Origin of the sequence: Sanguibacter biliveldensis, from assembly GCF_033798665.1 — a bacterium.
GTDB classification, from domain to species: domain Bacteria; phylum Actinomycetota; class Actinomycetes; order Actinomycetales; family Cellulomonadaceae; genus Sanguibacter; species Sanguibacter inulinus.
This window is the reverse complement of sequence record NZ_CP138359.1, coordinates 3070369-3093516: the sequence shown is the minus strand read 5'-3', so window position 1 is coordinate 3093516 and position 23148 is coordinate 3070369. Positions and strand designations below refer to the sequence as shown.

Below are 23148 nucleotides of genomic sequence, written 5' to 3'. Positions count from 1 at the left end.
GCACCGTGCAGCCGACCAGAGGCGATCATCTCTCGTGAGGTTCCCGTGCGGGTTGTCCTTGGCGCCGCTATGCCCCACGTCTCGTGGGGGAGATCGTGCATGGGCTGCTGGCAGAGAGGGCGTGGTCCGGACTGCTGGGCGCTGTGGGACGAGATGGTCAGTCTTCGTGCGCGTCCGGGACGCTCTTCCATCGGAGCCAGACCGCGTCGGTCCCGGGCCACGGGGCCGCGGTCGTGCTGAACCCCTCTCGGAGGTAGAAGCCACGCACACGGTCGTTGCTCGACTCGTACTCCGTCAAGAGGTCTTTGCCCTGCGCACGTGCGCGATCCTTCGCGGCGCGGACCAGCAGCCTGCCGATCCCGTGGCGCTGGTGGTCTGGGAGGACGTACAGCTTCCACATCACCAGGTCACCGCCCAGCTCCTCCACATGGACCATGCCGGTGATGCCGTCCGCCGCCTCCGCCACGTCGACGTCGCCGGCTCGGATGGCGGAGCCGATCGCCTCGGCGCTCCAGAACTCGTCGAGGCCCGACATCACGTAGCCGGACCCCTTCTCCGATCCGTACGTGGCAGGCCAGGCGACGGTACCGACGTAGCGCACGCCATGAGTGTCGTCTGGCTGCGCGGGGCGGATCGTGATCGTCATGACGAGCAGACTAGGACGTGTTGCGCCGGGGAGCGGGAGATTGCTCGGGAAGTCCGGATGGTGTCGCCTGAGGTGGTCTCAGATGAGGTGCGGGCCGTGCTCGGACCGTGGTACCCGCCGGTGAAGGCCACGGGGCGGCCGCCTGTCAGCAAGCTCTAGGGCTCGACGACGGTCACGGTCACGGTCCGGGTAGGTCCGTGACCGGTGGTCGTGGTCCCGTCGGCGCCGACGGTGACGTAGCGGACGCTCAGCGTGTGCGCTCCGGGCGTGACGTCGCGCCACTCGAGGTCCTCGGCCTGGGGCATCGTGTGCAGGTGCCCTGTCGGGACTCCGTCGATGCTCACCTGCACGGTCGAGCCTGCCGCCCCGTCGAGCTGCACGGCCACGTCGCCGCTCTCCGGCAGCACGATCTGGGCACCGTCGGTCGGCTCAGTCATGGTCGGGCGGTCGAAGGTCCAGGACAGCCCGGGCGACGCAGCTGACTCGAGGTCTGTCGTCTCGTCGTGGGCGTGCGCCTGGACGGTCAGGCTGTCGGTGTCGGCGAGGCAGGCCGCCGGGGCTGTCGAGGTGTCCTGGCACACGGGCGTCGACCAGGAGCCGTCGTCCTTGGCGACCGTCGTCGTCAGCGTGTCTCCGGAGGTCGCCGAGAGGACCACCGTGACACCGGGATCCGCGCGCCCGGAGACCGTCGGGAAGGTGGCGAGCGGTGTGCCCGCAGGGGGGCCCGTGAGCGTGGGTACCGCTGGCGCGGTCGGCGCGGTCGGCACGGTTGCGTCTGGCGGGGTAGACGTGGGCGTCACGACAGGCGGGACGGGAGCCGGGGGCGGCGCAGGCGGCAGGGTCGGGAGGGCGGGGAGAGGCTCGGTGGGGCCGGGCCGGGGCAGCGGCGGGTCGGGTGGTCCCTCCAGGTCGAGCTCGGGAGGCTCTGTGGACCTGGACGGCTCGACGGCCGCAGACGCTTCGCGGTCGGCCTCGGCAGCCTCGCCGGCGTCGTCAGGCTCCTTGGCCTTGGGGGAGGTGCTGGGCGTCGCAAGGGGCGCGGGGTTGGTGGGAGTGTGCTCGGGTGCAGCGGTCGCCTGGGGCGTGGACTCGGTCGAGGTCCTGAGCAGGTGCTCGCCGAGCGCAGCGGCCGTAGAGACCGCTGCGACGGCGGCGACGACCGCGACGGCCAGCCTGATGTGCCTCTCACGTCCCGCGTGCCCGCCCCGGGCCGCTGGACGCGACCCGGACCTCGCGGCGACAGTCCCGACCGAGGCTGGCGCCGTGGACGGGGTGCCCCAGGACTGGAAGGTCGCCCACGGCACGCCGACGAGCAGCGGGACCAGGACGAGCCCGAGCCTCCTGGCGACCTCGTCGATCTCGGAGACGAGGATCGTGCACCGGGTGCAGCTGCCCACGTGCTCGTCGAAGCGTGTGCGAGCAGCGCCACCGAGCGCCCCGCGGTTGGCGGCGCCCATGCGCTCCGCCGACCACCTGCAGGCCTGCGGCAGCGCAGCTGAGCTCACGTGCGCCTGGAGCCACGCTCGCCGCAGGCCTTCACGCGCCCTGTAGGCCAGGGCGGACACTGCGCTCGCCTTCATGCCGAGCAGCGGGCCGAGCTCTGCCGGCTCGAGCCCTTCGACCTCCGAGTACCAGAGGACCTCCTGCCACCGTGCTGGGAGAGACCTGAAGGCCGATGCCGTCACCGTGCCCTCCAGGACGGACTCGGTGATGTCGGTGCCGTCGCTCAGGTCGCCTACCAGCTCTACGCTGTCCGCCTGCGGGCGTGCGGCCCACGTGATCGCGATGTTCCGGATCGCCTGGTAGAGGTAGGGGCGGAACGGTCCGACGGGCCCCGAGCCTCGGCTCAGCGCGGCGTAGATCCGAACGTAGGCCTCTTGGACGAGGTCGTCGGTCTCGCTCGCTCGCGTGAAGCGGCTCGCGACCCGCCGACCAGCGTCGGCATGGCGGTGCCACAGCACCTCGAAGGGTTCGACCGCACCTGTCCGGGTGAGGTCGACGAGGTCCTTGTCGCTGAGCCTCTCGAGCGAGCGAGCACCGGGTCGCCTGAGCACGCGCCGTCCGCCAGGACGGCGCGCCGGTTCGACGGGCCCGCCGGAGGGCAGTCCGGGCGTCGATCCTTGAGGGTCTGTACTCACATCGTCTTCTCCGCGTCGGCGAGGTGTCTCGCAGTCTGTGCTTTCGCTGTTCCGCCCGGGTGGCTGCCCCCGTGAGAGGCACGACGGCGCGCCCTGCATGTGGTGCTCAGGCAGGGCGCGCCGGTCGATCACGGTGTGATCTGCGGGTCCCTAGGCCCGTGCCTCGTCCCCGCGGCGGCGGCGTCGCACCAGGACGGTCCCGCCGAGCAGGAGAGCTGCCGCGGTGAGGAGCGCGGCGGTCACCGTCGCCCCGGTGACCGCGAGCCGGCCGTGACCGACCTGCGGGGCTGGGGGAGCAGGTGGGACGTGCGCCTGACCGCAGGCGGTGTCGACGACGACGACGTCCGCCACGGTCACCGCTGCCTCGTTGAGGAACCCGGTGCCCCGCTCGTCGGTCGTCAGGGTGCAGTCGGCCTGTGTGCGGGTGGTCGTGGTGGCGACGGTCGCGGAGACCTCGACGACGTAGGTGTGCACCGCGCCGCCGTCGATCGGGTGGTCGGTGACCAGCACAGGGCTCGTCACCCCGTCGAAGCCGGCTGTCAGGATCACGCCGTCAGGTCCACGGGCCGAGACCTGGGTGGGGGTGATGCCCTGTCCGAGGCGGAGCGTGTCGGTCAGGTCGTAGCGGCCGCTGGTCCGACCGGTGTTGGTCACTTCGAGGGTGTACACCAGCTCGACCGACGCCGTGTCGGCTCCCTCTCTCTGCGATGTGAGTGTCTTCTCCACGGTGATGTCGGTCTCGATGAGCCCAGCGTCGACGGTCAGGTCGTCCTCACCCCATGCGAGGGACACGGTGCCGGAGCGCCCTGCCGCGTCGGCGTCCGAGTCCGTGGCCCTGTCGGTGCCGGCGAGCGGCGCGGTGAAGGCCAGGGCCCCGGCCGTCGAGTGGTCGAAGGTCACCAGGTAGTCGCCGGCAGCCAGGTCGGCGAACAGGTACCGGCCGTCAGCGTCGGTGGTCGTGGTCAGGCTGACCGCGCTCCCGTCGACGTCGGTGCCGGCGAGGGTCACGAGCACCCCAGAGACTCCTGGTTCGCCGTCGTCCTGGATCCCGTCAGAGTCCAGGTCGAGCCAGACCCTGTCTCCCAAGGAAGCCCTCGGGAGGATGACCGGGCCGCAGGCGTCGTCCGTCGTCGTCTTGGTACCGACGGTGAGCATCGCCGAGTTGAGCAGCCCCGAACCGCTCTCTGTCTCGGTCACCTCGCAGTCGGCGGCGGCCGACGTCGTCGTGGTGAGGTCGACGACCGCGTGGACGGTGACCTCGTAGACGTGCGTGCCACCCCCGGGGACGATTGCCCCGGTGGCGATCCTGGTGGCAGTCTGTCCGTCGAACGCTGGGTCGAGGACGACGCCCTCGGGACCTGTGACGGCGACAGCTCCGGGCGTGATGCCCTCTCCCAGGTGCAGGGTGTCGTCGAGGTCGTAGACGCCCTGAGCCGTCCCACGGTTGGTGACGGTGAGCCGGTAGGTCACGTCGACGCCGCCGTCAGGCTGCACGTCGGACTGTGCGACGAGCTCCTTGACCATCGAGACGTCCACGTCGCGGTCGACGACGATCCCGGCGTCCCTGCTGTGGTCGACGGTGCTGGCTGCGAGAGCGAAGGGACCCGATGCGCCCGTGGTGGGGTCGGCGTCCGAGTCGAGGCTGGAGTCGTCCCCGACGTGCTGCTGCGTGAACGTCCAGTCCGCCGGGAGGCCGTCAGGGGCGAAAGTCACCTCGTAGGTGCCGGAGGCGAGCCCGGCGAAGACGTAGGCGCCGTCGGCGTCGGTGGTCGTCGTGAGGTCCACGGGGTTGGCGTCGACGTCGGTCCCGGTCAGGCGCACCACCACGCCGGGCAGGCCCGGCTCGTCGTCGTCCTGGAGCCCGTCTCCGTCGAGGTCCTCCCACACGCGGTCACCGATCTCGGAGCCCACCGTGCGGATCTCGCTCACGTTGGGCCCGATCCCGAGGGTGACGCCCTGGGCCTTGGCTGCCACGCGGTTCTGGTAGACGTCTCCGTCGGCATTCTCGTTCGCGACCATCGACACGGTCGCTGCGAAGGTGTCCCCGGCCTCGAAGGGGCCAGCCCGGAAGAACCGCAGCCCGGTCACCTCGGCGGCGGAGCCGGGGCAGTCGGCCTGAGACCCTGCGCCGGACACCACGGTGCCTCCCGCAGGTGCGTCGCACCACACGGTCGACCCGCCGGCTGCGTTGGAGGGGTGGTCGGGCTGGATCACCAGGAGAGCCGGGTCCACCGAGGTGTAGCGGACCAGCACGCCGGTTCCTTCAGCAGGCTCGGTGGACAAGAAGGACAGACCGCCTGTGTAGTTGGTCCGTCCTTCGCCCTGGACGGGGAGGACGTCGATGACGTCGACGTCCCCGACAGTGGCGGGGTTGTCGAGGTTCGAGAACTCGATGCGCCACCTCAGCAGCCGCGGGGTTGCCACGCCGGCCGGGTTCACCTCGACCACCGGCGTGGTGGTCGTCTTGCTCAGCGCGATCCCGCGTGGGGTGACGAGCTGGACCTGGGCCGTGTCTTGGCGGGCCGCGACGGGTCGCGGGTCGTTGGGCACGGAGACCAGCACCGTGTTCGTGGCCACGCCGTTGCGCGCTGTGGTGAGAGTCTGCACCGCATAGACCACCGGGTCGATCGGAGCGTTGACCGTCTGGGGCCCGAGGTCCCACCGGAGGTACTGCTGGCCTTCCGGGCAGACCAGCTGGGAGCCCGCGGGGGCACCGTCACGGATGACTGTCGGCTCGATCGCCGCGCCGGACTCGCGCCGTGAGGAGTCGAAGACCTGGGAGGCCGGGAGGCAGTCCTCGAGGATGACCTCTTCCTGCGTCCCGGCGTCGACGTCTGCGGCCAGTGCAGGGTTGAGCCGGTACTCGACGCTCGATCCGCTGGAGACCTGCGGCACTGCTGTGTCGCTGAACGGTCCGGTGATGCCCGAGCGAACGAACTTGCGCACAGTGGCAGCCGCAGAACCCAGGATGAGGCGATCTCCGCCCTGGCCCAGGTGGGTCTGCGGGTCGTAGGCGGAGGTGCGCTGCTGCGCGGTCGGGGAGGAGAGGATCTCGGCCATGGGGTGCACGCCGGGGACCTCTCGCACGCTCGTCCAGTTGCCGATCTTCGTCCCTACCGGCGCGCCGGAGTCCAGCACCTTCATCCCGACGAAGAAGCTCGTGGAGAACCAGACGCTCGTGGTGGGCGAGGTCGAGGTGAAGGAGTAGCGGACCCGGTTGATACCGGCCCAGGCGCCGTCGACCGTGGTGGCGCCCGGGACCAGGTCAGGGCTGGGGGCCCAGGTCCCCGTGGAGCAGTCGTTGCCAGCACCCGCACCGGGGTCAGGTGCGTAGCCGTACTCGACGGTGTAGTTGCGCAGTGGGTCCGTCGTAGGCAGCATGGTCTCGCTGCCCAGGCCCCAGTGACTAAGCCAGGCCGAGGCCCCGCCTGAGGCAGAGCGGATGCTGCCTGTCGGGCTCACCTCCGGGAAGTCTGCGGCGAGTCCTAGGTGGTCGTCGTCCCACACATCGCAGACGACTGAGGATGTCGACGAGGCGTCGCCCACCCCGACGGTGTGCTGCTGCCTCGTGGACACTGCGGAGATCACGAGCTGTCCGGGGACGACGACGGTGTTGCCGTCGTTCATGGTGCCTGACCCGGGCGGACCGGCGAAGTTGCCGGAGCTGAAGGGGACCGCAGCGGTGTTGCCCGGGGTTCCCGGGACGCCGATGAAGCCCTTGCTCGCCATGGTCGGGCCTGAACCTGCGCGGAAGGAGGCTGTGACCGCCTTGGTGTTGTTCGACGGGTCCTCACCGACAGCGGGCGTTCCGTCCAGGCCGAGGGCCTCGATGTCGGTGTAGGTGTTCCTCCAGGTCAGGACGCGGCTGCCGGAGCGGTCGACGCTGCCGAGGTCCTGGACAGCCAGGCGCGGGATCTCGACGGTGATGGACAGGGACACCACGACGCCCGAGGTCGCCGGGATCGCGCCGCCGTGGGAGTTCTCGGTCGGGACGGTGTATCCCGTGGTGTCAGCCCCGGTGATGGTGACGTCGACCGGGGTGCCCGGCCCGCCAGGCTGTGCGCAGGCGATGGTGCCGGAGTTGCGCGCAGCGCGCACGGTCGAGGCCGGGTCCGAGCTCGCGTTGGACCCTGGCGTCTGGACGGCGACGTTGCCCCCGCACGTCTTGAGCCGGGCTCCGTATCGGGACAGTGCCCCTGCCCCAGCCTCGGTCCAGGCAGTGGTGCTCGTCGCAGCACTGCCGTAGAAGGCCCCGGGCGTGAGGTCGTCGGTGAAGGTCAGGGGTGACTGCAGTGGGCTGGCGCCCTTGCCTCCGGGTTGGGTGTTCACCATGATCGAGTAGGTCGAGGAGTAGCAGAACTGAGTCGCGTCGAAGGAACAGGTTCCTTCCGAGCCCACGTACGGCCCAGCTCCTTCACCCGAGGCCAGCCCGGTCTTGGACAGGTCGGCGTGCGGGCGCGCCGAGACCCGGTGGTTCACCGGGGCGGAGACCACAGGTTCGGTGACCTGGTCGCTGGTGAGCTGGGCTGTCACGTCGTCCAGCCGGGTGCCGTCCGGGACCTCGGGGCGGACCTTGGTGACGAAGTCGTAGTCGAGGGAGGACGACCCTGGCTCGTCGTCCAGGATGCACGTGAGTGTCTGTGCGGGGAGGGTCTGCCAGGAGGTCGGGGTGACGGGCACCACCGGGTCGGGCAGGTCGGCGGGGCTTACCGACGACCCTGGGGAGAGGCAGAAGGGCGGGAGCTGCACGAGCTCCTCGCCGCGTGGGAGAGAGAGCACGATCGTCGTGCGGGTCTGGTCAGCGCCCTCGCGGCGCACGCTGACTGTGTAGTCGACCGTGTCGTTGGTCCGCACGACGTCGTTGGTGGCGCTCGAGTCGTGCCCTGGCGCGTCGTCGGCGTCGAAGGTCGGTGTGCCCGTGGTGCGGGACAGGTCGACCGTGAGCGTCGATCCGGTCGCCTGGGCCAGCGACCACGGCGGGGCAGCCTCGTCCGGCGGGGCTGCTTCGTCCGGCGCGGCGGTCTCCTCGGGGGCGACGACGTCCTCTGGTGCGACGGTGTCCTCGGTCGGGCGCGCCTCCGAGGGGTCGTCTGACCCGGCGGGCGCGGGGACGTCCGCTGGAGCCACCGTCGGTGCTTCCGACGGTGCTTCCGACGGTCTCATGGAGGGTGAGCCTGCATCTACAGCAGGCGCTGTCTCGTCGGCTGCGCTCGTCCCCGGGTCGGCGACCTCAGAGGCCGCAGCCACGGAGGTCGCCGACATCGAGGCGAAGAGGGCAAGTGCTGTCAGGACCGCTGCGCTCGAGCGCAGCCGACGTTCGGATGGAGTCACGCTGCGCCGGTGCAGACGTGAGGACGGGACGTGCGTCGATCGCATGGTGTCTCCCTCAGAGAAAAGTGCATGGCGTGAGGTGCACGCCCTACTGGGGAAGACACTGAGATCGTCGGTTCATGACGCGAGGACCGGGTGAAGATCGGTGGCCAGCGCACCGGACGCCTGGGCCCGGCGAACGTACGGTGCCCAGATGGCAGGTCAGTACTGCGTGGCCGGCACGACCGTCTCGCAGGCAGGCGCGTCTGCGTAGGCTGGGATGGCCTCGTCGTTCTCGACCTCGGCGAACGGCAGGGGCGTCGGTGACCCTTCGCCATGCCTTCCGATGTCGGAGAAGAGATCGATCGCTTCTCTCTGGATCTGGTCGTCGTTGCCCGAGAGCTCGGTTGAGGAGCTCGCGAGCTGGTTCAGACGTGGCTGTGCGACGGCGATGTGCGCGTCGTAGTACTCCAGGAACGGTGCGGTGATCTCACCTCGCCCGGCCACGGCGGGAGAGATGTCGCGCTCAGGCGTAGTTCGCGTGATCTCGGCGCGGTCGGGGATCGTGCGAGTGGTGCCTTGGTCCAGCGTCATTGCATGGGCGCGTTGATGCTCGATGCCCAGGCTCGAAGCGCTTGGCGCTCGTCGTCGTCGCACACGTATCCGTAGCCGACACTGTCGTCGCCGTTCGTGAGCGACCACTCGTCGTAGTACGTCAGGGCGTAGCAGTCAGCCATGGCTTCGACGTCGCCCTGGAACAGGCCCTGTGCAAGCAGGTCGTTGTGCTCGCCTCGGTAATCCTTGACGCTGGCGTTGTCGGCACGCTGATAGACGTGGGCGAGCTCGTGCACGACGGTGAAATCGCGTACCCACTCGCTGACCTCGCTCTCTGGGAGCAGGTGCACGGTGAGCGAGTCTCCTTTCTTGATGCACCCGGTTGTCTGCCAGCTCTCTCGCTCCGAGTCTTTGCAGGTCGTTGCTGCGTCCCACTGGGTGTCGATGAAGCCTCGGCCTGCTGTGTCCACGATGCCCTCCGTGACTGAGCCGCTGGTGTTCACGCGCCGGGCTTGGGCCGCAGCGACGCTGACCTCGAGGTCTTCACGGAACGTCTTCGTCTGCGCTGCGATGGTCTGCGCGCTGAACTCGGTCAGGTTCGGGTCAGACACCTTCTGGTCTTGCCGGAACAACCACTCGAAGTCAGCGACGAGCCAGGCGACCGGAGACTCGTCGAACTCGAGGGAGAGCTCGTCGATCTTGAGGCGTTCCTCGGCATAGAGGGCGAGCTGTGTGTCGATCTCGGAGCTCTCCGTCGGTGCTGGATCGGGTGTTGCGGCGCTGGGGGTATCAGCCGTGGCGTCGCCGCCGGAGGTGAGCAGTGCGCCGAGTCCAGCGAGTGCGACCACGGCCACGAGTGCGACGGCAGCCAGGCATCCGCCACCGGCCAGCCAGCCGCCGGCTCTGCGGCGTCGGCGAGGGGCGTGCAGTGCTGGTGCGTACCCCGCTGGCCCGAGAGCGGGGGCGTGGTGCGCGGAGCTGACCGGCCGTGGGTGCGGCTGACCCGGCTGCCAAGGGCTCAGCCTTCGTCCTTGCTGCGGCGGTTCGGCTCGACTGCCGGGCGCTCGTCCGATCGGCACGGTCGGGTTGACGCCTCGGATCCAGCGGATGAGCTCCGCAGGTGCGGCTGGGTTCGATGCGATGAGCCCATGGAGCTCCCACCGATGGGACGCGAGATCGACCAGCACGTGCGGTGGTGTGCTCGGATCGCTCGCGATGGCGTGCTCGGCGCTCGGTTGCCGGTCGTGCATCTGTTCTTCTGATGTTCAGCGGCTTGCAGTGGAACGCGAGCGGTGGCGGCGTCTGACCTGGTTTGCTCGTGCTAGAGGCTGATCGCCAGCAGTGTCACGAGTGTGACGACGACCACGACGAGTACGCCGCCGCCGCAGCCGAGGGCGAGGATGGGCCCGTAGCCGAGGCGGGACGTGCGGGCGCCGGACTGCTGAGCTGCCGCGATGAACCCCGGGCCGCCGCCGAGGTGGAACGAGTACGCCGCGCCGGCCACGTTGACAGTGCGGGCGAGGTCGACGCCCATCTCGAAGCGAGGCTTGTCGAGGATGTCGGCGACGCCGCCGGCGATCCCGTGACCGATAGCCCGGTCTACGGATCGAGGATCGGCGAGTATCGGATAGCTCTGACCGTGCACAGCGAGCGTGATCCGTTGGGCGGCTGACTTCACGACGACCTCCTGCGCGGGGACGCGGAAGTACTGCGTCCAGCCAGTCGGCGAGGCGATCCAGAGCGTCACGAATCCATCACTGACCTCGGCGCGTGCCGGGAAGTACTGTCCGGTCGCGTTGTCGCCGAAGGCGCCAGAGAACACAGCCGAGGGCATTTTGTAGGGCATCGTCATGACTTCCTCCGGTCGCGAGGGGGGGCGCTCGCCTTCTCTCGAATCAAACCGCACACGATACAGCCGAGCAGCGCCGTGCTGCCCTAGACGACTGACGATGCAAGACATCCGATCGCCAAGGTCGCGCAGGGCACACCGCCAGCGATCTGGAGAAGAGGTGTCCGAAGGGCCCGAGGGGCCTCATCATGGTGGACCTCAGAGTGCTACTCCTTGGTCGCGTAGATGCGGAAGCGTCGTTGTCTCACGGTAATGGGGGCTGAGGCCTCCAGGTCGTGGAGGCGCCGAGCGTGATCTCTCACGGTGAAGCCTGGAGCGTCCCATGGGACGAGGCCGAGGGCGACTTCTTCAGCGTCGTAGCTCTCGTGCCGAGCCATGACCGCGTCCAGGCCCTGGTCGTCGAGATCGAGAGAGTCCTCGTCCTCCGAGTCGTACTTCAGCACGGCTACGCGCCGGGCCGCGAGGCGTGCTCGCGCGACGGGGACGTTCGGCTCCCATCCTTCGGTCGCGACGACCAGTGGTGGGTCGGCGGCACATGTCGAACGGCACCAAAGACGGTGCCCGACCGATAGGTGGTGGTGAATCGGGCACCGTTTCTGGGTCGGCCGTCTGAACCAGTGGTTCTGGGGTGACCGGAGCCGAGCACCTGACCAACTGCTCAGCGGGGGTACGCCCGCTGAGCAGGAGGTGCACCGACCGCTCCCGAGGGCGTGTGCTCCCTCGGTTACCTCCACGCCCCCAGGCGCGATCAGCACAGTAACGTCTTCTGGATGGATGCTCGACAGCATCGTGCCAGCGACCACCGCGCCGATCAGCGCGACTAGGACGGGCGCCGGACGCCCGCTTCGTGCACACCGCCTCAGGGCCTCCCCGGTTGGGCCACGTTAGGACATGCACGCCATGGTGCAGCACGCTAGGTCCTCAAAGCGCCACGCGAGCCCCGACCACACCGACCCAGGAGCCCATCATGTCCAGTCTCGTCCTCGGCGTCATCGGCATGAACGTGTTCGCGGTCGTGCTCGTCGTCGCCCGCGCCCGCGCCTTCCACCAGCCGCTGTACAGGCCCATGCTGCTCAACATCGGCCTGTCGATCCTGCCCGTCTTCGTGCTGCTGGTCGGGTTCGTGGCGACCTTCGTAGCCCTCTCCGGCGCGCGCAGCGACTCGACCGAGGGGGCCTTGCACCCTGTCGCGATCACCATCGCCGTGGTGAGCGCGCTCGTCTGGTTGCTGCTGCTGCCGAACGCGAGCTATCTCATCACCGAGCTCAACCTCAGCCACCGCACCGACGACGACCCGACACCGCTCTGGTACGACATCGTCCTGGTCATCACCCTCGCGATGTCCGGGGTGCTCAACCTCGTGATCAACGTCCTCGTGGTGCAGGCGATGTACGGCATCGCGATGCACCCGACAGACGACGTCGCCGGGCTGACACGCCCCGACACCCGGCTGGTCGCCATCGCGATCATCATGCTCAGCGCCGTCGGCGTGTACCTCGGGCGGTACCTGCGTCTGAACAGCTGGGACGTGACCCACCCGGCGTCCTTCGTCCGCAAGGTGCGCGACCACTTCTCGCAGACCGGTGCCGTGAAGACCTTCCTCGGTTTCACGCTGGTCCACACGATCTTCATCGCGCTGCTGTACCTGACGATCGGCGGGACGATCATCGACTTCGTGGTCGCGTACCAGCGGACCCGCTGACCTGACGAACGCAAGGGCTGGAAGGACAACAAGGCCAAGCCCATCTGCGCGACGTCACGATGGACGCCCCGGGTGTCCATCGCAGCGACCCTAGCTGGGGAGAGCGGGCGAGAACCGCGCCGGGCGGAACCGACCGTCAAGGCTCATCGGGGACGATCCGTCGCTGCCCCCCCGTTCATCTGGACCGACACCCTCCACCAGCTCGTATCTCGTGGGCTCCGAGGCGTCTCGTCCTTCTTCCTGGCTGACAGATCGGATGGGCACGAGACAGTCCGCCTCACCCTCGCGACGGAAGTACTCGAAGTGCAGACGGCTGGAGTCATGGTCGGCCCGGCGGAAGAGCTCGCCGAAGGCTGGGGCGACGAGACGGTATCGATTCGACCGAGACTCTGCGGCGGATCCGCCGCGACGGTGGAGTCCTCGCCAAAGCCTCGATCAACGTCTAGGAGAGCTGACGGGAGACTCCATCCGCCCGGTAGGCCGCGGCGTGACCCATGTCCACGCCGACGAGAGGGTCTGGGTCCTCTCGGTGAGCGCGTAGCGGTACCGCCGTCGTGCGGGACAGGCTGGACGAGGCATCAGGTTCGGGGCGCCGACCCCTGACCGTCCGTCTCGTCACCGGACGTCTCGTCGTCGGGCGAGCTGGCGCTCGTCGGACCGTCGGTCTGGACGCTGCCCTCGTCGCTCCCAGCAGCGGAAGGCTCTCCTGCCGTGTCGTCCCCGAAGATCTCGGCGAGAGCCTTGTCGACGTCCGACTGCTCGGCGGTGACCTGCTCGCGACGGCTGAAGTAGCCGGCCGGGTCGTCGAGGTCTTCGGTCCCGGGCAGCAGGTCCGGGTGGTCCCAGACCGCGTCGCGGGCCTCGGACCCTACCTGGGCGTCGATGGTGGCCCAGAGGGTGGCGGCGTCTCGCGAGCGTCGTGGACGCAGCTCGAGCCCGACGAGGGAGGCGAAGGTCTGCTCGGCAGGTCCGCCGGCTGCGCGGCGGCGACGGATCATCTCGCGCAGCGCCACGGAGTGCGGCAGGTGGGGGAGCGCGGCGCGTGTCACGACCTCGTCGACCCAGCCCTCAACGAGGGCCAGGACGGTCTCGAGGCGCAGCAGGGTGGCCTCCTGCTCGGGGGTCGACTGCAGGCCGAACACGCCGCCGGAGAGCGCACCGCGCAGCGCCTCGGTGTCGGTCGGGTCGATCTCGCGCATGGAGGACTCGAGGGCCGACATGTCGATCGTGATGCCCTGGGCGTAGGCCTCGACGAGCCCGAGCAGGTGACCGCGGAGCCAGGAGACGTGCGTGAAGAGGCGGGCGTGCGCGACCTCGCGGAGCGCGAGGAACAGGCGGACCTCGTCCTCGGGGGCGTCGAGCCCCTCGGCGAAGGCCTTGACGTTCGAGGGGACCAGGACCGTCGCGGGCTCGCTGAGGAGCGGCACGCCGATGTCTGTCGCACCGAAGACCTCACGGGACAGCGTCCCGGCGGCCGTCCCGACCTGCATGCCGAAGACGGCCGAGCCGATCTGGCGCATCATCTGGGCGGGGTCGAATCCGTCGGTCCCGCCGAAGAAGCTCGACAGCCCGGCCATGCCGGGGATCCCTGAGTCGGGGCCGCCGAGCTCGCTGAGGTCTTCGGGCAGCTGGTCGCGCAGGACCGCGCCGAGGGCGTCAGCCACCGACGCTGCGACGGGCTGGGCGAGCGCGCTCCAGGCGGGGAGCGTGTGCTCGACCCACTCGGACCGGCTCCACGCGAGCGACCGTCCGCCACCCGGGGGCAGCTCGGTCGCGGCGTCGAGCCAGAGCTCGGCGACAGACAGCGCCTCGGTCGCGACGCGGGTGTCCCGTGCGGACAGCGAGGGGTCACCCTCGGCGACAGCAGCCTGACGTGCCACGTCGTGCGCGACGTCCGCGTTGACAGGGCCCGTGCCTGTCGCCGTCAGCATCTGCTTGACCTGGTCGAGGACCTGACGGAGCATCGCGGGGTCGTTCTGCAGCGCCGAGCCTGCCGCGAGCAGCTCAGGGTCGAGGCCCCGGGACTTGAGCTCGGCCATGGCCTCGTCGGCGTCCGCCCCGAACATGGACCGCAGGAGCTCTTCCCACTGGTTCGGGTCGGGCTCGCGCGGCGCACCGCTGGGGTCGAACGGGTCGCTGCTCATGAGGATCTCCTGGGGCGATGACTCGGACCGGGCTTCGTTCTGACTACGGTAACCACACAGACGTACTGCGAGAGGCCAGATTCACCATGACATCACACCTGGTTCGCTCAGGGCGCACCGTCGTCGTCGGCGACTCCCCGGTCGCCCGCGGCCTGCGGGAGGCGCTCGGCGTGCGCCTGCACGCGCCAGGTGGCGGTGGCGACGCGGGACCACGGACCTCGGAGCCCCCTGCCTCGGACGACGGGTCCACCGGTCTCGACGGCGCGGAGGCTGTCGTGCTCGTCGGCCAGACGGGCGACTTCGAGTCTGTCGTCGCCCGCCGCACGGCCGAGCGTCGGGCGGAGACCGCGGAGCGGGTCCACGCCGCGGTCGCGGCGGCGGTGGCCGCCGGGGTGCTCCACGTGGTCGGCATCAGCTCGGCGATGGTCGAGGGAGCCGCGCCCGGTCGGGCGCTCATCGACGACGACCACGGCGACGGTACAGACGACACAGAGGGCGCAGACGGCACGGCCCCCGCCCTCGAGCCCGACGAGCCCGACGAGGGCGCTGCGGGCGACCTGCGCGCCTTCGAGGCCGCGCTGCGCGAGGCGGCGGCTGTGCACCAGGTCCAGAGGCTGACCGTGCTGCGGCCTGCGGTCCTCGTCGGCCCCGGCGTCGACACGCTCCTCACCCGGCACTTCGAGGCACCGCGGATCCTCACCGTCCGGGGGACGCGCCGCGACTGGCAGCTCGTGCACGTCGACGACCTGGCGTCGGCTGTGGCCGTCTGCGTGGAGCACGGCCTCACAGGTGCACTCACCGTCGGCGCGGTGCGTGACGGCGCGCCGGACGTCCTCGACCCTGACGAGGTCGTCGCGATCACCGGTCTGCGGACCGTCGACCTCCCGGCCGCGGCCGCCTTCGCCGCCGCCGAGCGGCTGCACAGGGTCGGCGCGCTGCCCGCTCCCGCGTCGGACCTCGCGTGCACCGTCTACCCCTGGACCGTGTCGGCACGCCGTCTGACGGCGGCCGGCTGGATACCGGGGTGGTCCAGCCGCTCGTGCCTCGAGCTGCTGGTCGACCAGGCCCGCGGACGTCTCGGTGTCGGTGGGCGCAGGGTCGCGCGCCGTGACGCGGCGGCCCTCGGTGCGGCCGGAGCAGCGGTCGCCCTGCTCGGGACCGCAGCCGTCTGGAGGCAAGCCCGCGGCCGCCGCTGAACCGGTGCTGCGCCAGCCCAGCGCCCGACGGTGGACCGGCACCGACCCGTCGCTCAGCACGCTGCCAGACTTCTCGGGGATGATGGGTCGGTGCGCCGCAAGAAGATGTCGACCCAGCCCCCCGTAGACCAGTCGTCCGACCAGCCCTCTGCGGCTCCGGAGGCAGGCCGGGAGAGCGCTCTCGAGCGCAACCTCCGCGAGCCGTACGCGCTGCCCGGACGCGAGCGCCCGTCGGCGCGCTCGATCACGCTCGGCATCTCGTTCATGGCGACGGTGCTGCTGCTCTCCGGCCTGGCGATCCTCCCGTCGCCGTACGCTGTGCGCTCTCCGGGCCCCACCCGCGACACCCTCGGCGAGGAGGACGGCACCCCGCTCATCGAGATCACCGGCGCCCCGACCTACGAGTCCACGGGCGAGCTGCGCCTGACGACAGTCGGGGTCAGCGGCGGCCCAGGCTTCCCCGTGAACCTCGCCCAGGTGGTCCAGGGGTGGGTCGACCCGACGCGGGTCGTGGCACCCGTCGAGACCGTGTTCCCGAAGTCCGTCTCGCGCGAGGAGCTCGACGCGCAGAGCTCGGCCGAGATGACCTCCTCGCAGGAGATGGCGACGTACGCGGCGCTCACCGAGCTCGGCTACGACGTGCCGGTGACGCTCTCGGCGGTCGAGACTGCAGAGGACTCCGGGGCGAGCGGTGTGGTCGAGCCAGGCGACGTGATCGCCTCTCTCGACGGGGAGCCGCTGGCATCCTCCGAAGACCTGCTCGAGCGTCTGACGACGATCGACCCCGGTACGGACGTGACGCTCGGTGTGGTCCGCGACGGGACCCCGACCGACCTCACCGTGACCACGGGGGCCGTCGAGGGACAGGACGGCTCGCGCCTGGGTGTCGTGGTGCAGAGCAGCTTCGACTTCCCCGTCGACGTGAGCATCCAGATCGAGAACATCGGCGGACCGAGCGCCGGGACCATGTTCGCGCTCGGGATCATCGACAGGCTGACGCCCGAGGACGAGGCGAACGGTCAGGTGATCGCCGGGACCGGGACCATGGACCTCGCAGGGCAGGTGGGCCCCATCGGCGGCATCCGCCAGAAGCTCGACGGTGCCGTGCGCGACGGGGCCACCTGGTTCCTCGCCCCCGCGGCCAACTGCGACGAGGTCGTCGGCCACGTGCCCGAGGGTCTGCAGGTCGCGAAGGTGGCGACGCTGGCCGAGGCTCGGGCGGCGATGGTCGCGATCGGTGCGGGCGAGGGCAGCACGCTCGACACCTGCACCGCCGGCTGACGACAGCAGGCCCCGAGAGGCCCGTCGGTGCTCAGGCGTCTCTCGCTGCCCGAGCAGGCAGGACCGACCCGCTCAGTCGAAGGTCGCGCGGAGCGCCTCGACGAGGCCGGGGACGAGTGCCGGTCCGCCGGCGACCTCGGCGGCCGAGTCGTTGGACCGTGAGCGCAGCGCGCACCACGACGTCCCGTCGCGCAGCACGCCGACGGCCATCCGGACGTCCTGACGGTCCGGGTGCTCGGACAGGTACGCGAGCGCGGCCGACGGGTCTTCGGGGATGCCCTCCTCGGCTGTCGGCGGCAGGATGATCCTCTCGACGACGAGCGCGGCGCCTGTCACGGCCTCGGGCCAGGTGATCGACGCGAGCAGGTCGTCGAGCTCGACCGAGTCGGGCACGCCGTCCTGCTCGACCGAGGTCAGGTGCAGCGGGTTGTCCCGTGCAGCCTCGACGGTCTCGGCGGGGAGCATCTTCGCGAGCTCGGGCTCGGCCTCGAGGGCGGCCTGCGTCGAGACGAGGGCGAAGACCCGCAGCGGCGCGTCCCACCCTGTCGAGGCGACGTGGGCCTCGACGTCGACGACGGCCTCCGCGAGGAAGATCTCGGCCATCGACGGAGCCTGCTGCTGCGCGGGTGCGGCCTGCGCCGTCTGGCGGTCCGGGGTCCCGGTCGAGTCGTGGGCGTCGCCGGTCGGGTCGGTCGGCGTGGCAGGTGCGTCAGTCATGCGGACAAGTCTCGCAGACCTCGCGCCGGGACGGCAGGCAGCCGGGCGCAGCGCGTCGAGCGGGTGCGCCCCCAGCGCCCCGAGCCGTCGTACCGGCCTGGAGGCCCGCCGGAGCAGGCGATACCCCCGCGAACTGTGGGAACCTTGAGGAGACCGCACGCGTTCACTGTGTGAGTGCTCCCTCGGGGTGCTCGTGCACGAGTGTCACCAACAGCGAGGATCCCACGCCGTGTCTTCAGCAGCGCCCCCTCGTCGACCAGCCCCCGCACGGGGACCGGGTCGCCGTAGGCCGAGTCCGCTCGTCATCACCGTCGCCGCAGTCGGCGTCGTCGTGGTGGCCCTCTTCCTGCTCGCGCAGTTCTGGACGGAGGTGATGTGGTTCGACCAGCTCGGGTACGAGAAGGTCCTGTGGACACAGTGGGGCACGCGTGCCGCCCTGTTCGTCGCCGGGTTCCTGGTGATGGCCGCCGCGGTCTACGTGAGCCTGCAGCTCGCGTACCGCAAGCGCCCCATCTATGCGCCATCGACGCCCGAGCAGGCGACCCTCGACCAGTACCGCGAGGCCATCGAGCCGCTGCGCCGTCTGGTGATGGTCGCCGCTCCGCTGCTCGTCGGGCTGTTCGCCGGCATCGCCGCGTCCTCGCAGTGGACGACGGTGCTGCTCGCGCTGAACTCGGTGCCCTTCGGCACGACCGACCCGCAGTACGGCATGGACCTGTCGTTCTTCATCTTCACGCTGCCGGTGCTGCGCTTCGTGGTGAGCTTCCTCATGGCTGTCGCGATCATCTCCGGCATCGGCGCGATCGCGACGCTCTACCTCTACGGGGGTGTGCGCCTGGGTGACGGTGGCGTCCGGACGACGGGTGCCGCGCGCATCCAGCTCGCGACCACAGCCGCGGTCATCATGGTCCTGCTGGGTGTCAACTACTGGCTGGACCGCTACTCGATCCTCAAGACCGAGAACGACCGCTTCGCAGGCGCGTCCTTCGCCGACGTCAACGCCGTCATCCCGGCCAAGGCGATCCTCGCCGGGGTCGCGCTGCTCGTCGCGGTCCTGTTCGTCATCACCGCAGTCCGTGGCAACTGGCGTCTGCCGGCTATCGGTGTCGGCCTCATGGTCGTCGCCGCGATCGCCGTCGGTGGCATCTACCCGGCGATCGTGCAGCGCTTCCAGGTCACCCCGAACGCCCAGGAGCTCGAGGCCGACTTCATCCAGCGCAACATCGACGCGACGCGGACGGCTTTCGGCCTCGACGAGATCGAGACCGAGTCCTACAACGCCAAGACGACCGCCGAGGCCGGTGCGCTCCGCGAGGACGCCCAGACCACGCAGTCGATCCGTCTGCTCGACCCGACGATCGTCAGCCCGTCGTTCCGTCAGCTGCAGCAGAACCGTGGCTACTACAACTTCGCCGACACGCTGTCCGTCGACCGCTACGAGATCGAGGGGGAGAGCAGGGACACGGTCATCGCCGTGCGCGAGCTCGACCTCAACGGCCTCGGCGGCGACCAGCGCAACTGGGTCAACGACCACACGGTCTACACCCACGGCTTCGGTGTGGTCGCCGCCTACGGCAACCAGATCGGCCCGGACGGCCGTCCGGCCTTCTACGAGGGCGGCATCCCGTCGGTCGGCGCGCTGACCGAGGAGACCGACAACGGCTACGAGCCGCGGATCTACTTCAGCCCGAAGTCCCCGAGCTACTCCATCGTCGGTGCCCCCGAGGGCACGGACCCGTGGGAGCTCGACTACCCGACGGACGAGGAGGGCGGGCAGGTCAACACGACCTTCCCGACCGCCGACACGGCCATCGGCCCGGACCTCGGCTCCTTCATGAACAAGCTGCTCTACGCGCTCAAGTTCCAGTCCGAGGAGATCCTCTTCTCCGACCGTGTGACCTCCGAGTCGCAGATCGTCTACGACCGCGACCCGCGGGCCCGCGTCGAGAAGGTCGCTCCGTACCTGACCCTCGACGGGCGTGTGTACCCGGCTGTGGTGGACGGCCGCGTCAAGTGGATCATCGACGGATACACCACCTCGAACGAGTACCCGTACTCGGCCTCGGAGTCCCTCGAGGACGTCACGGCCGACTCGCTCACGGCGACGTCGACCTCGATCCAGGCGCTCGCGCCGCAGCAGGTCAACTACATCCGCAACTCGGTCAAGGCCACGGTCGACGCCTACGACGGCTCGGTCACGCTCTACGCGTGGGACACCGAGGACCCGGTCCTGCAGGCCTGGCAGGGTGTGTTCCCGAACATGATCCAGCCGATCTCCGAGATCTCCGGCGACCTCATGAGCCACATGCGCTACCCGGAGGACATGTTCAAGGTCCAGCGCGCGCTCCTCACGCGCTACCACGTGGACACGGCGAGCGAGTTCTTCTCGGGTCAGGACTTCTGGCGCAGCCCGACAGACCCGACCGGTGGGACCTCGAACACGACGCTCCAGCCGCCGTACTACCAGACGCTCCAGATGCCGGGCCAGGACGCTCCGTCCTTCTCGCTGTCCTCGTCGTTCATCACCGGTGGTACGAGCGACCGCAACGTCATGACCGGGTATCTCGCGGTCGACGCCGAGGCCGGCAACACGGCTGGAGAGGTCGCCGAGGGCTACGGCAAGCTGCGGCTCCTCGAGCTGCCTCGAGGTTCGACTGTGCCCGGCCCCGGCCAGGTGCAGAACAACTTCAACTCCGACTCGGAGATCGCCCAGGACCTCAACCTGCTGCGGCAGGGAAACTCGACGGTGATCAACGGCAACCTGCTCACCCTGCCCATGGGTGGCGGCCTGCTGTACGTGCAGCCTGTGTACGTCCAGTCGTCGAGCGGCACGGTCTTCCCGCTGCTGCGCAAGGTCCTCGTGGCCTTCGGTGACGAGGTCGGCTTCGCCAACACCCTCGACGAGGCTCTCGACCAGGTGTTCGCCGGTGACTCTGGTGCGACAGCCGGTGACGCGGAGACCCCCGACGAGGGCGACGTGCCTGTCGACGACCCGACAGACGCCCCGACGGACCCGTCGGCACCGACGGACGGGGCGACCGACGCCCCGACCGCCGAGCCGACGACAGACCCGACGGACGCCCCGACGACCGACGTCCCCGCGGGTGACGCACGGACGCAGCTGAACGAGGCGCTGGCAGATGCCAAGAAGGCGCTCGACGACAGCCAGTCCGCGCTGACCGACGGTGACTTCGCCGCCTACGGCGAGGCTCAGGACCGTCTGCAGCTCGCCCTCGAGGCGGCCCTCGCGGCCGACGAGGCGCTCGGGAACTGATCCGGCGCTCTCACGCACCACCTGCTCGACCGACGACGGCGGTCTCCTCTGGCACCAGAGGGGGCCGCCGTCGGCGTCTTGTCCCGCTGACGACTATTCCGGTGCCCGGTGCCCGGTGTCCTGCTGACGGACCGGGCGCGCTCTTGGTGCGGGGAGGCTGGTCCCATGGCTGGACGTGGTTTGCCTCACGGTGCTCCCACGGACGACCATTGCGCCATGACAACGATGAACACCACGGGACAGCACGCGATCACGGACGGGTCGTTCGGCTCGCTCCCCACGAAGATCCTCCAGCACGCGAGCGGTGCCCGGGCAGAGATCTTGGTCCGCGGCGCGACGGTGCTGTCGTGGACCGCTCCCTGGCGTGACGGCTGGGCCGGGTACATCGACGGCTACAGCGACGAGGCCGACTTCCAGCTGCAGCACGGTGGCCGCAGCGCGATCCTCTTCCCCTTCGCCAACCGTCTCAAGGACGACCGCTACACCTTCGACGGCGTCACCCACGAGATGGGGCTCCAGTTCCCCGTCGACAAGGAGGTCATCCACGGCCACGCGCGCGGTCACGACTGGACCGTCGTCGCCGAGGACGTCGACCCTGCCGCCGACGCCGTGAGCATCACTTTCGCCTTCGAGGTCCGTCCGGGCGACGTCGAGGGCTACCCCTTCGCTCTCGACGCGACGGTCCGCTTCGACCTCACCGCGACATCGCTCGACCTGACGCTCACGTACCGCAACGTCGGCGAGACCGACGCCCCGGTGGCTGCGGGCTGGCACCCGTACTTCACGCTGCCCGGGCACGACACCATCGACGGCCTGTCCCTGCGCGTCCCCGCCCGTGCCCAGATCGTCAACGACGCCGACCTCATCCCGTTGCCGGGCGACGCCGCCTACGCCCCGATGGACGCCGACCTCGTCCACGAGACCCTCGAGGGCGTCGAGTACGACGACGCCTGGGACCGTCTGGTGCCCGACGCCGACGGTGTGGTCCGCACGCTGCTGACCGACCCGGCGACAGGCGACGGCCTCGCGGTGTGGCAGAAGACTGGGACCCTCCTCGTCTTCACGAGCGACGCCCTCGAGCGCAAGCGCGAGTCTGTGGCCATCGAGTCGCTCGAGACGACGACCGACGCCTTCAACCGCCCCGACCGGGCCGACGACGTGCGGGTCGCCGTCGGGCAGGAGAAGACCTTCGAGCTCGGTGTGCACGTGGTGCGCGGCCAGCAGGGCTGACGTCCGCGTCGAGCGGTGAGAGCGTCCGTCTCCGATCCTGTCCGGGCTCGGGGACGGTCGACCTCACCAGGTCTTGTCGACGGTCCCTGACCGGGTTGAGAGCGGAGTCACACGCTCGACGGGCACGATCGACTTGGAGTCCTGGCCCACGCGACGTAACGTTGTCTTCACCGACGCGGGGTGGAGCAGCTCGGTAGCTCGCTGGGCTCATAACCCAGAGGTCGCAGGTTCAAATCCTGTCCCCGCTACTTGTGAAGTTGAACTGCACGACACGAAGACCCTGTCTCCCTCGGGAGACAGGGTCTTTGTCGCTGTCGGGCGGCGCCAGGCGCTGTAGTCTTTGACCCGACGACCGTCGTTTTTTCATGTCTGGTGGGAGGCGCTGGCGATGCCCGGAGGCCTCACGGACGCGCCGTCCGGCCAGCCCCTCGGGTCGCGGCGCGCGGAGGTGCTCGACAGGCTCCGCGCCGCTCGCGGACCGCTCGGTGTCCTGGACCTCGCCGCGGCGACGGGTCTGCACCCGAACACGGCACGGTTCCACCTCGACGGGCTCGTCGACGACGGGCTGGCGACGCGGGAGACCGAGGAGCGCACGACGCCCGGTCGGCGGCGCGTCCTCTACGCCGCGCGTGGTGAGGCGTCCGGGCCGACGAGCTACGGGCTGCTCGCGGAGATGCTCACCGGTCTTGTCGTGACGATGGGCGGTGGCCGGGCGCAGGCCGCCGATGCCGGACGCGACTGGGGTCGCCATCTGGTCGAGAGCGACCTGCCCTCGCAGCGGGCGTCCGACGAGGAGAGCCTCGCGCGTCTGGAGCGAGTCCTCGACGACGTCGGCTTCGCCCCCGAGACCGTGCAGGACGGCCCCGTCGCTGTCGTCAACCTCCGTCACTGCCCGTTCCGGGACGTGGCGGTCCGGCACACGGACGTGGTGTGCGCGCTCCACCTCGGACTCATGCAGGGAGCCCTCGCCGAGCTCCGCTCGCCGTGGCAGGCGACCGGTCTGGAACCCTTCGTCGAACCGACGCTGTGCGTCGCACGGATCGAGAAGAGCGCCACGACCCCGACGCATGCTCCCGAGGCGGACGACCGGGGCGACGAGGGCTGAG

15 protein-coding genes, 1 tRNA gene and 1 pseudogene are annotated in these 23148 nt (G+C 70.0%); 7 read left to right on the top strand and 10 right to left on the bottom strand.

Features of this window, described 5'->3' with window-relative positions; translation table 11 throughout:
- Positions 1-157: 157 nt before the first annotated feature.
- From SANBI_RS13535 to SANBI_RS13505, 8 genes and pseudogenes are all read right to left on the bottom strand, one after another.
- Positions 158-646 carry a GNAT family N-acetyltransferase gene (locus SANBI_RS13535; protein WP_319155884.1) on the bottom strand — a complete coding sequence of 163 codons (489 nt, stop codon included), beginning with the start codon at positions 644-646 and terminating at the stop codon, positions 158-160.
- 155 nt (positions 647-801) lie between these two features.
- Positions 802-2784, bottom strand: a complete 1983-nt coding sequence (locus tag SANBI_RS13530; protein ID WP_319155881.1) for an RNA polymerase sigma factor — start codon at positions 2782-2784, stop codon at positions 802-804.
- 150 nt (positions 2785-2934) lie between these two features.
- A complete protein-coding gene (locus SANBI_RS13525) occupies positions 2935-7911 on the bottom strand; it encodes an SdrD B-like domain-containing protein (RefSeq protein WP_319155880.1) in 4977 nt (1658 codons plus the stop codon).
- A gap of 405 nt (positions 7912-8316) precedes the next feature.
- Entirely contained in the window at positions 8317-8688 is a 372-nt protein-coding gene (locus SANBI_RS13520) for a hypothetical protein (RefSeq protein WP_319155878.1), read from the bottom strand.
- Positions 8685-9503 (bottom strand): hypothetical protein, encoded by an 819-nt coding sequence (locus SANBI_RS13515; RefSeq protein WP_319155875.1) that lies wholly within the window; start codon positions 9501-9503, stop codon positions 8685-8687. Before SANBI_RS13515 ends, SANBI_RS13520 begins: the two co-directional genes overlap by 4 nt.
- Before the next feature lie 240 nt (positions 9504-9743).
- Positions 9744-9899, bottom strand: a pseudogene (locus tag SANBI_RS18845) (variant leucine-rich repeat-containing protein); the annotation flags it as partial.
- Positions 9900-9970: 71 nt separating this feature from the next.
- On the bottom strand, positions 9971-10501 hold the full coding sequence (locus tag SANBI_RS13510; RefSeq protein WP_319155872.1) for a hypothetical protein: 531 nt from the start codon (positions 10499-10501) through the stop codon (positions 9971-9973).
- Between the two features lie 203 nt (positions 10502-10704).
- Positions 10705-10941 (bottom strand): hypothetical protein, encoded by a 237-nt coding sequence (locus SANBI_RS13505; protein ID WP_319155869.1) that lies wholly within the window; start codon positions 10939-10941, stop codon positions 10705-10707.
- 524 nt (positions 10942-11465) lie between these two features.
- Here SANBI_RS13505 and SANBI_RS13500 point away from each other — a divergent pair.
- Positions 11466-12200 (top strand): DUF1361 domain-containing protein, encoded by a 735-nt coding sequence (locus SANBI_RS13500; protein ID WP_319155866.1) that lies wholly within the window; start codon positions 11466-11468, stop codon positions 12198-12200.
- Between the two features lie 578 nt (positions 12201-12778).
- On the opposite strand, the gene SANBI_RS13495 is transcribed toward SANBI_RS13500, so the two are convergent.
- A complete protein-coding gene (locus SANBI_RS13495; protein ID WP_319155864.1) occupies positions 12779-14344 on the bottom strand; it encodes a zinc-dependent metalloprotease in 1566 nt (521 codons plus the stop codon).
- An 86-nt stretch (positions 14345-14430) separates the two neighbouring features.
- Here SANBI_RS13495 and SANBI_RS13490 point away from each other — a divergent pair, with 86 nt between their 5' ends.
- Together SANBI_RS13490 and SANBI_RS13485 are read left to right on the top strand one after the other, a co-directional pair.
- Positions 14431-15540 carry a Rossmann-fold NAD(P)-binding domain-containing protein gene (locus SANBI_RS13490; protein ID WP_319155862.1) on the top strand — a complete coding sequence of 370 codons (1110 nt, stop codon included), beginning with the start codon at positions 14431-14433 and terminating at the stop codon, positions 15538-15540.
- 90 nt (positions 15541-15630) lie between these two features.
- Positions 15631-16821, top strand: coding sequence for a YlbL family protein (locus SANBI_RS13485; RefSeq protein ID WP_319155860.1), 1191 nt, complete (start codon positions 15631-15633; stop codon positions 16819-16821).
- 72 nt (positions 16822-16893) lie between these two features.
- On the opposite strand, the gene SANBI_RS13480 is transcribed toward SANBI_RS13485, so the two are convergent.
- Positions 16894-17538 (bottom strand): PPA1309 family protein, encoded by a 645-nt coding sequence (locus SANBI_RS13480; RefSeq protein ID WP_319155857.1) that lies wholly within the window; start codon positions 17536-17538, stop codon positions 16894-16896.
- Between the two features lie 229 nt (positions 17539-17767).
- Here SANBI_RS13480 and SANBI_RS13475 point away from each other — a divergent pair, with 229 nt between their 5' ends.
- The 4 genes from SANBI_RS13475 (at position 17768) to SANBI_RS13460 (ending at position 23147) form a co-directional block, all read left to right on the top strand.
- Entirely contained in the window at positions 17768-20812 is a 3045-nt protein-coding gene (locus tag SANBI_RS13475; RefSeq protein WP_319155855.1) for a UPF0182 family membrane protein, read from the top strand.
- A gap of 216 nt (positions 20813-21028) precedes the next feature.
- Complete coding sequence (locus SANBI_RS13470; RefSeq protein WP_319155853.1) at positions 21029-22042, top strand: aldose 1-epimerase; 1014 nt, start codon at positions 21029-21031, stop codon at positions 22040-22042.
- Between the two features lie 174 nt (positions 22043-22216).
- A tRNA-Met gene (locus SANBI_RS13465) sits at positions 22217-22290 on the top strand.
- A gap of 140 nt (positions 22291-22430) precedes the next feature.
- Positions 22431-23147, top strand: a complete 717-nt coding sequence (locus SANBI_RS13460; protein WP_319155851.1) for a helix-turn-helix transcriptional regulator — start codon at positions 22431-22433, stop codon at positions 23145-23147.
- The last annotated feature ends 1 nt before the right edge of the window (position 23148 follow it).

Excerpts from the sequence above, each read along its gene's own strand:
- SANBI_RS13535 (WP_319155884.1), bottom strand. The coding sequence starts at position 646 with ATGACGATCACGATCCGCCCCGCGCAGCCAGACGACACTCATGGCGTG.
- SANBI_RS13520 (WP_319155878.1), bottom strand. The coding sequence starts at position 8,688 with ATGACGCTGGACCAAGGCACCACTCGCACGATCCCCGACCGCGCCGAG.
- SANBI_RS13510 (WP_319155872.1), bottom strand. The coding sequence starts at position 10,501 with ATGACGATGCCCTACAAAATGCCCTCGGCTGTGTTCTCTGGCGCCTTC.
- SANBI_RS13500 (WP_319155866.1), top strand. The coding sequence starts at position 11,466 with ATGTCCAGTCTCGTCCTCGGCGTCATCGGCATGAACGTGTTCGCGGTC.
- SANBI_RS13495 (WP_319155864.1), bottom strand. The coding sequence starts at position 14,344 with ATGAGCAGCGACCCGTTCGACCCCAGCGGTGCGCCGCGCGAGCCCGAC.
- SANBI_RS13490 (WP_319155862.1), top strand. The coding sequence starts at position 14,431 with ATGACATCACACCTGGTTCGCTCAGGGCGCACCGTCGTCGTCGGCGAC.
- SANBI_RS13480 (WP_319155857.1), bottom strand. The coding sequence starts at position 17,538 with ATGACTGACGCACCTGCCACGCCGACCGACCCGACCGGCGACGCCCAC.
- SANBI_RS13470 (WP_319155853.1), top strand. The coding sequence starts at position 21,029 with ATGACAACGATGAACACCACGGGACAGCACGCGATCACGGACGGGTCG.
- SANBI_RS13460 (WP_319155851.1), top strand. The coding sequence starts at position 22,431 with ATGCCCGGAGGCCTCACGGACGCGCCGTCCGGCCAGCCCCTCGGGTCG.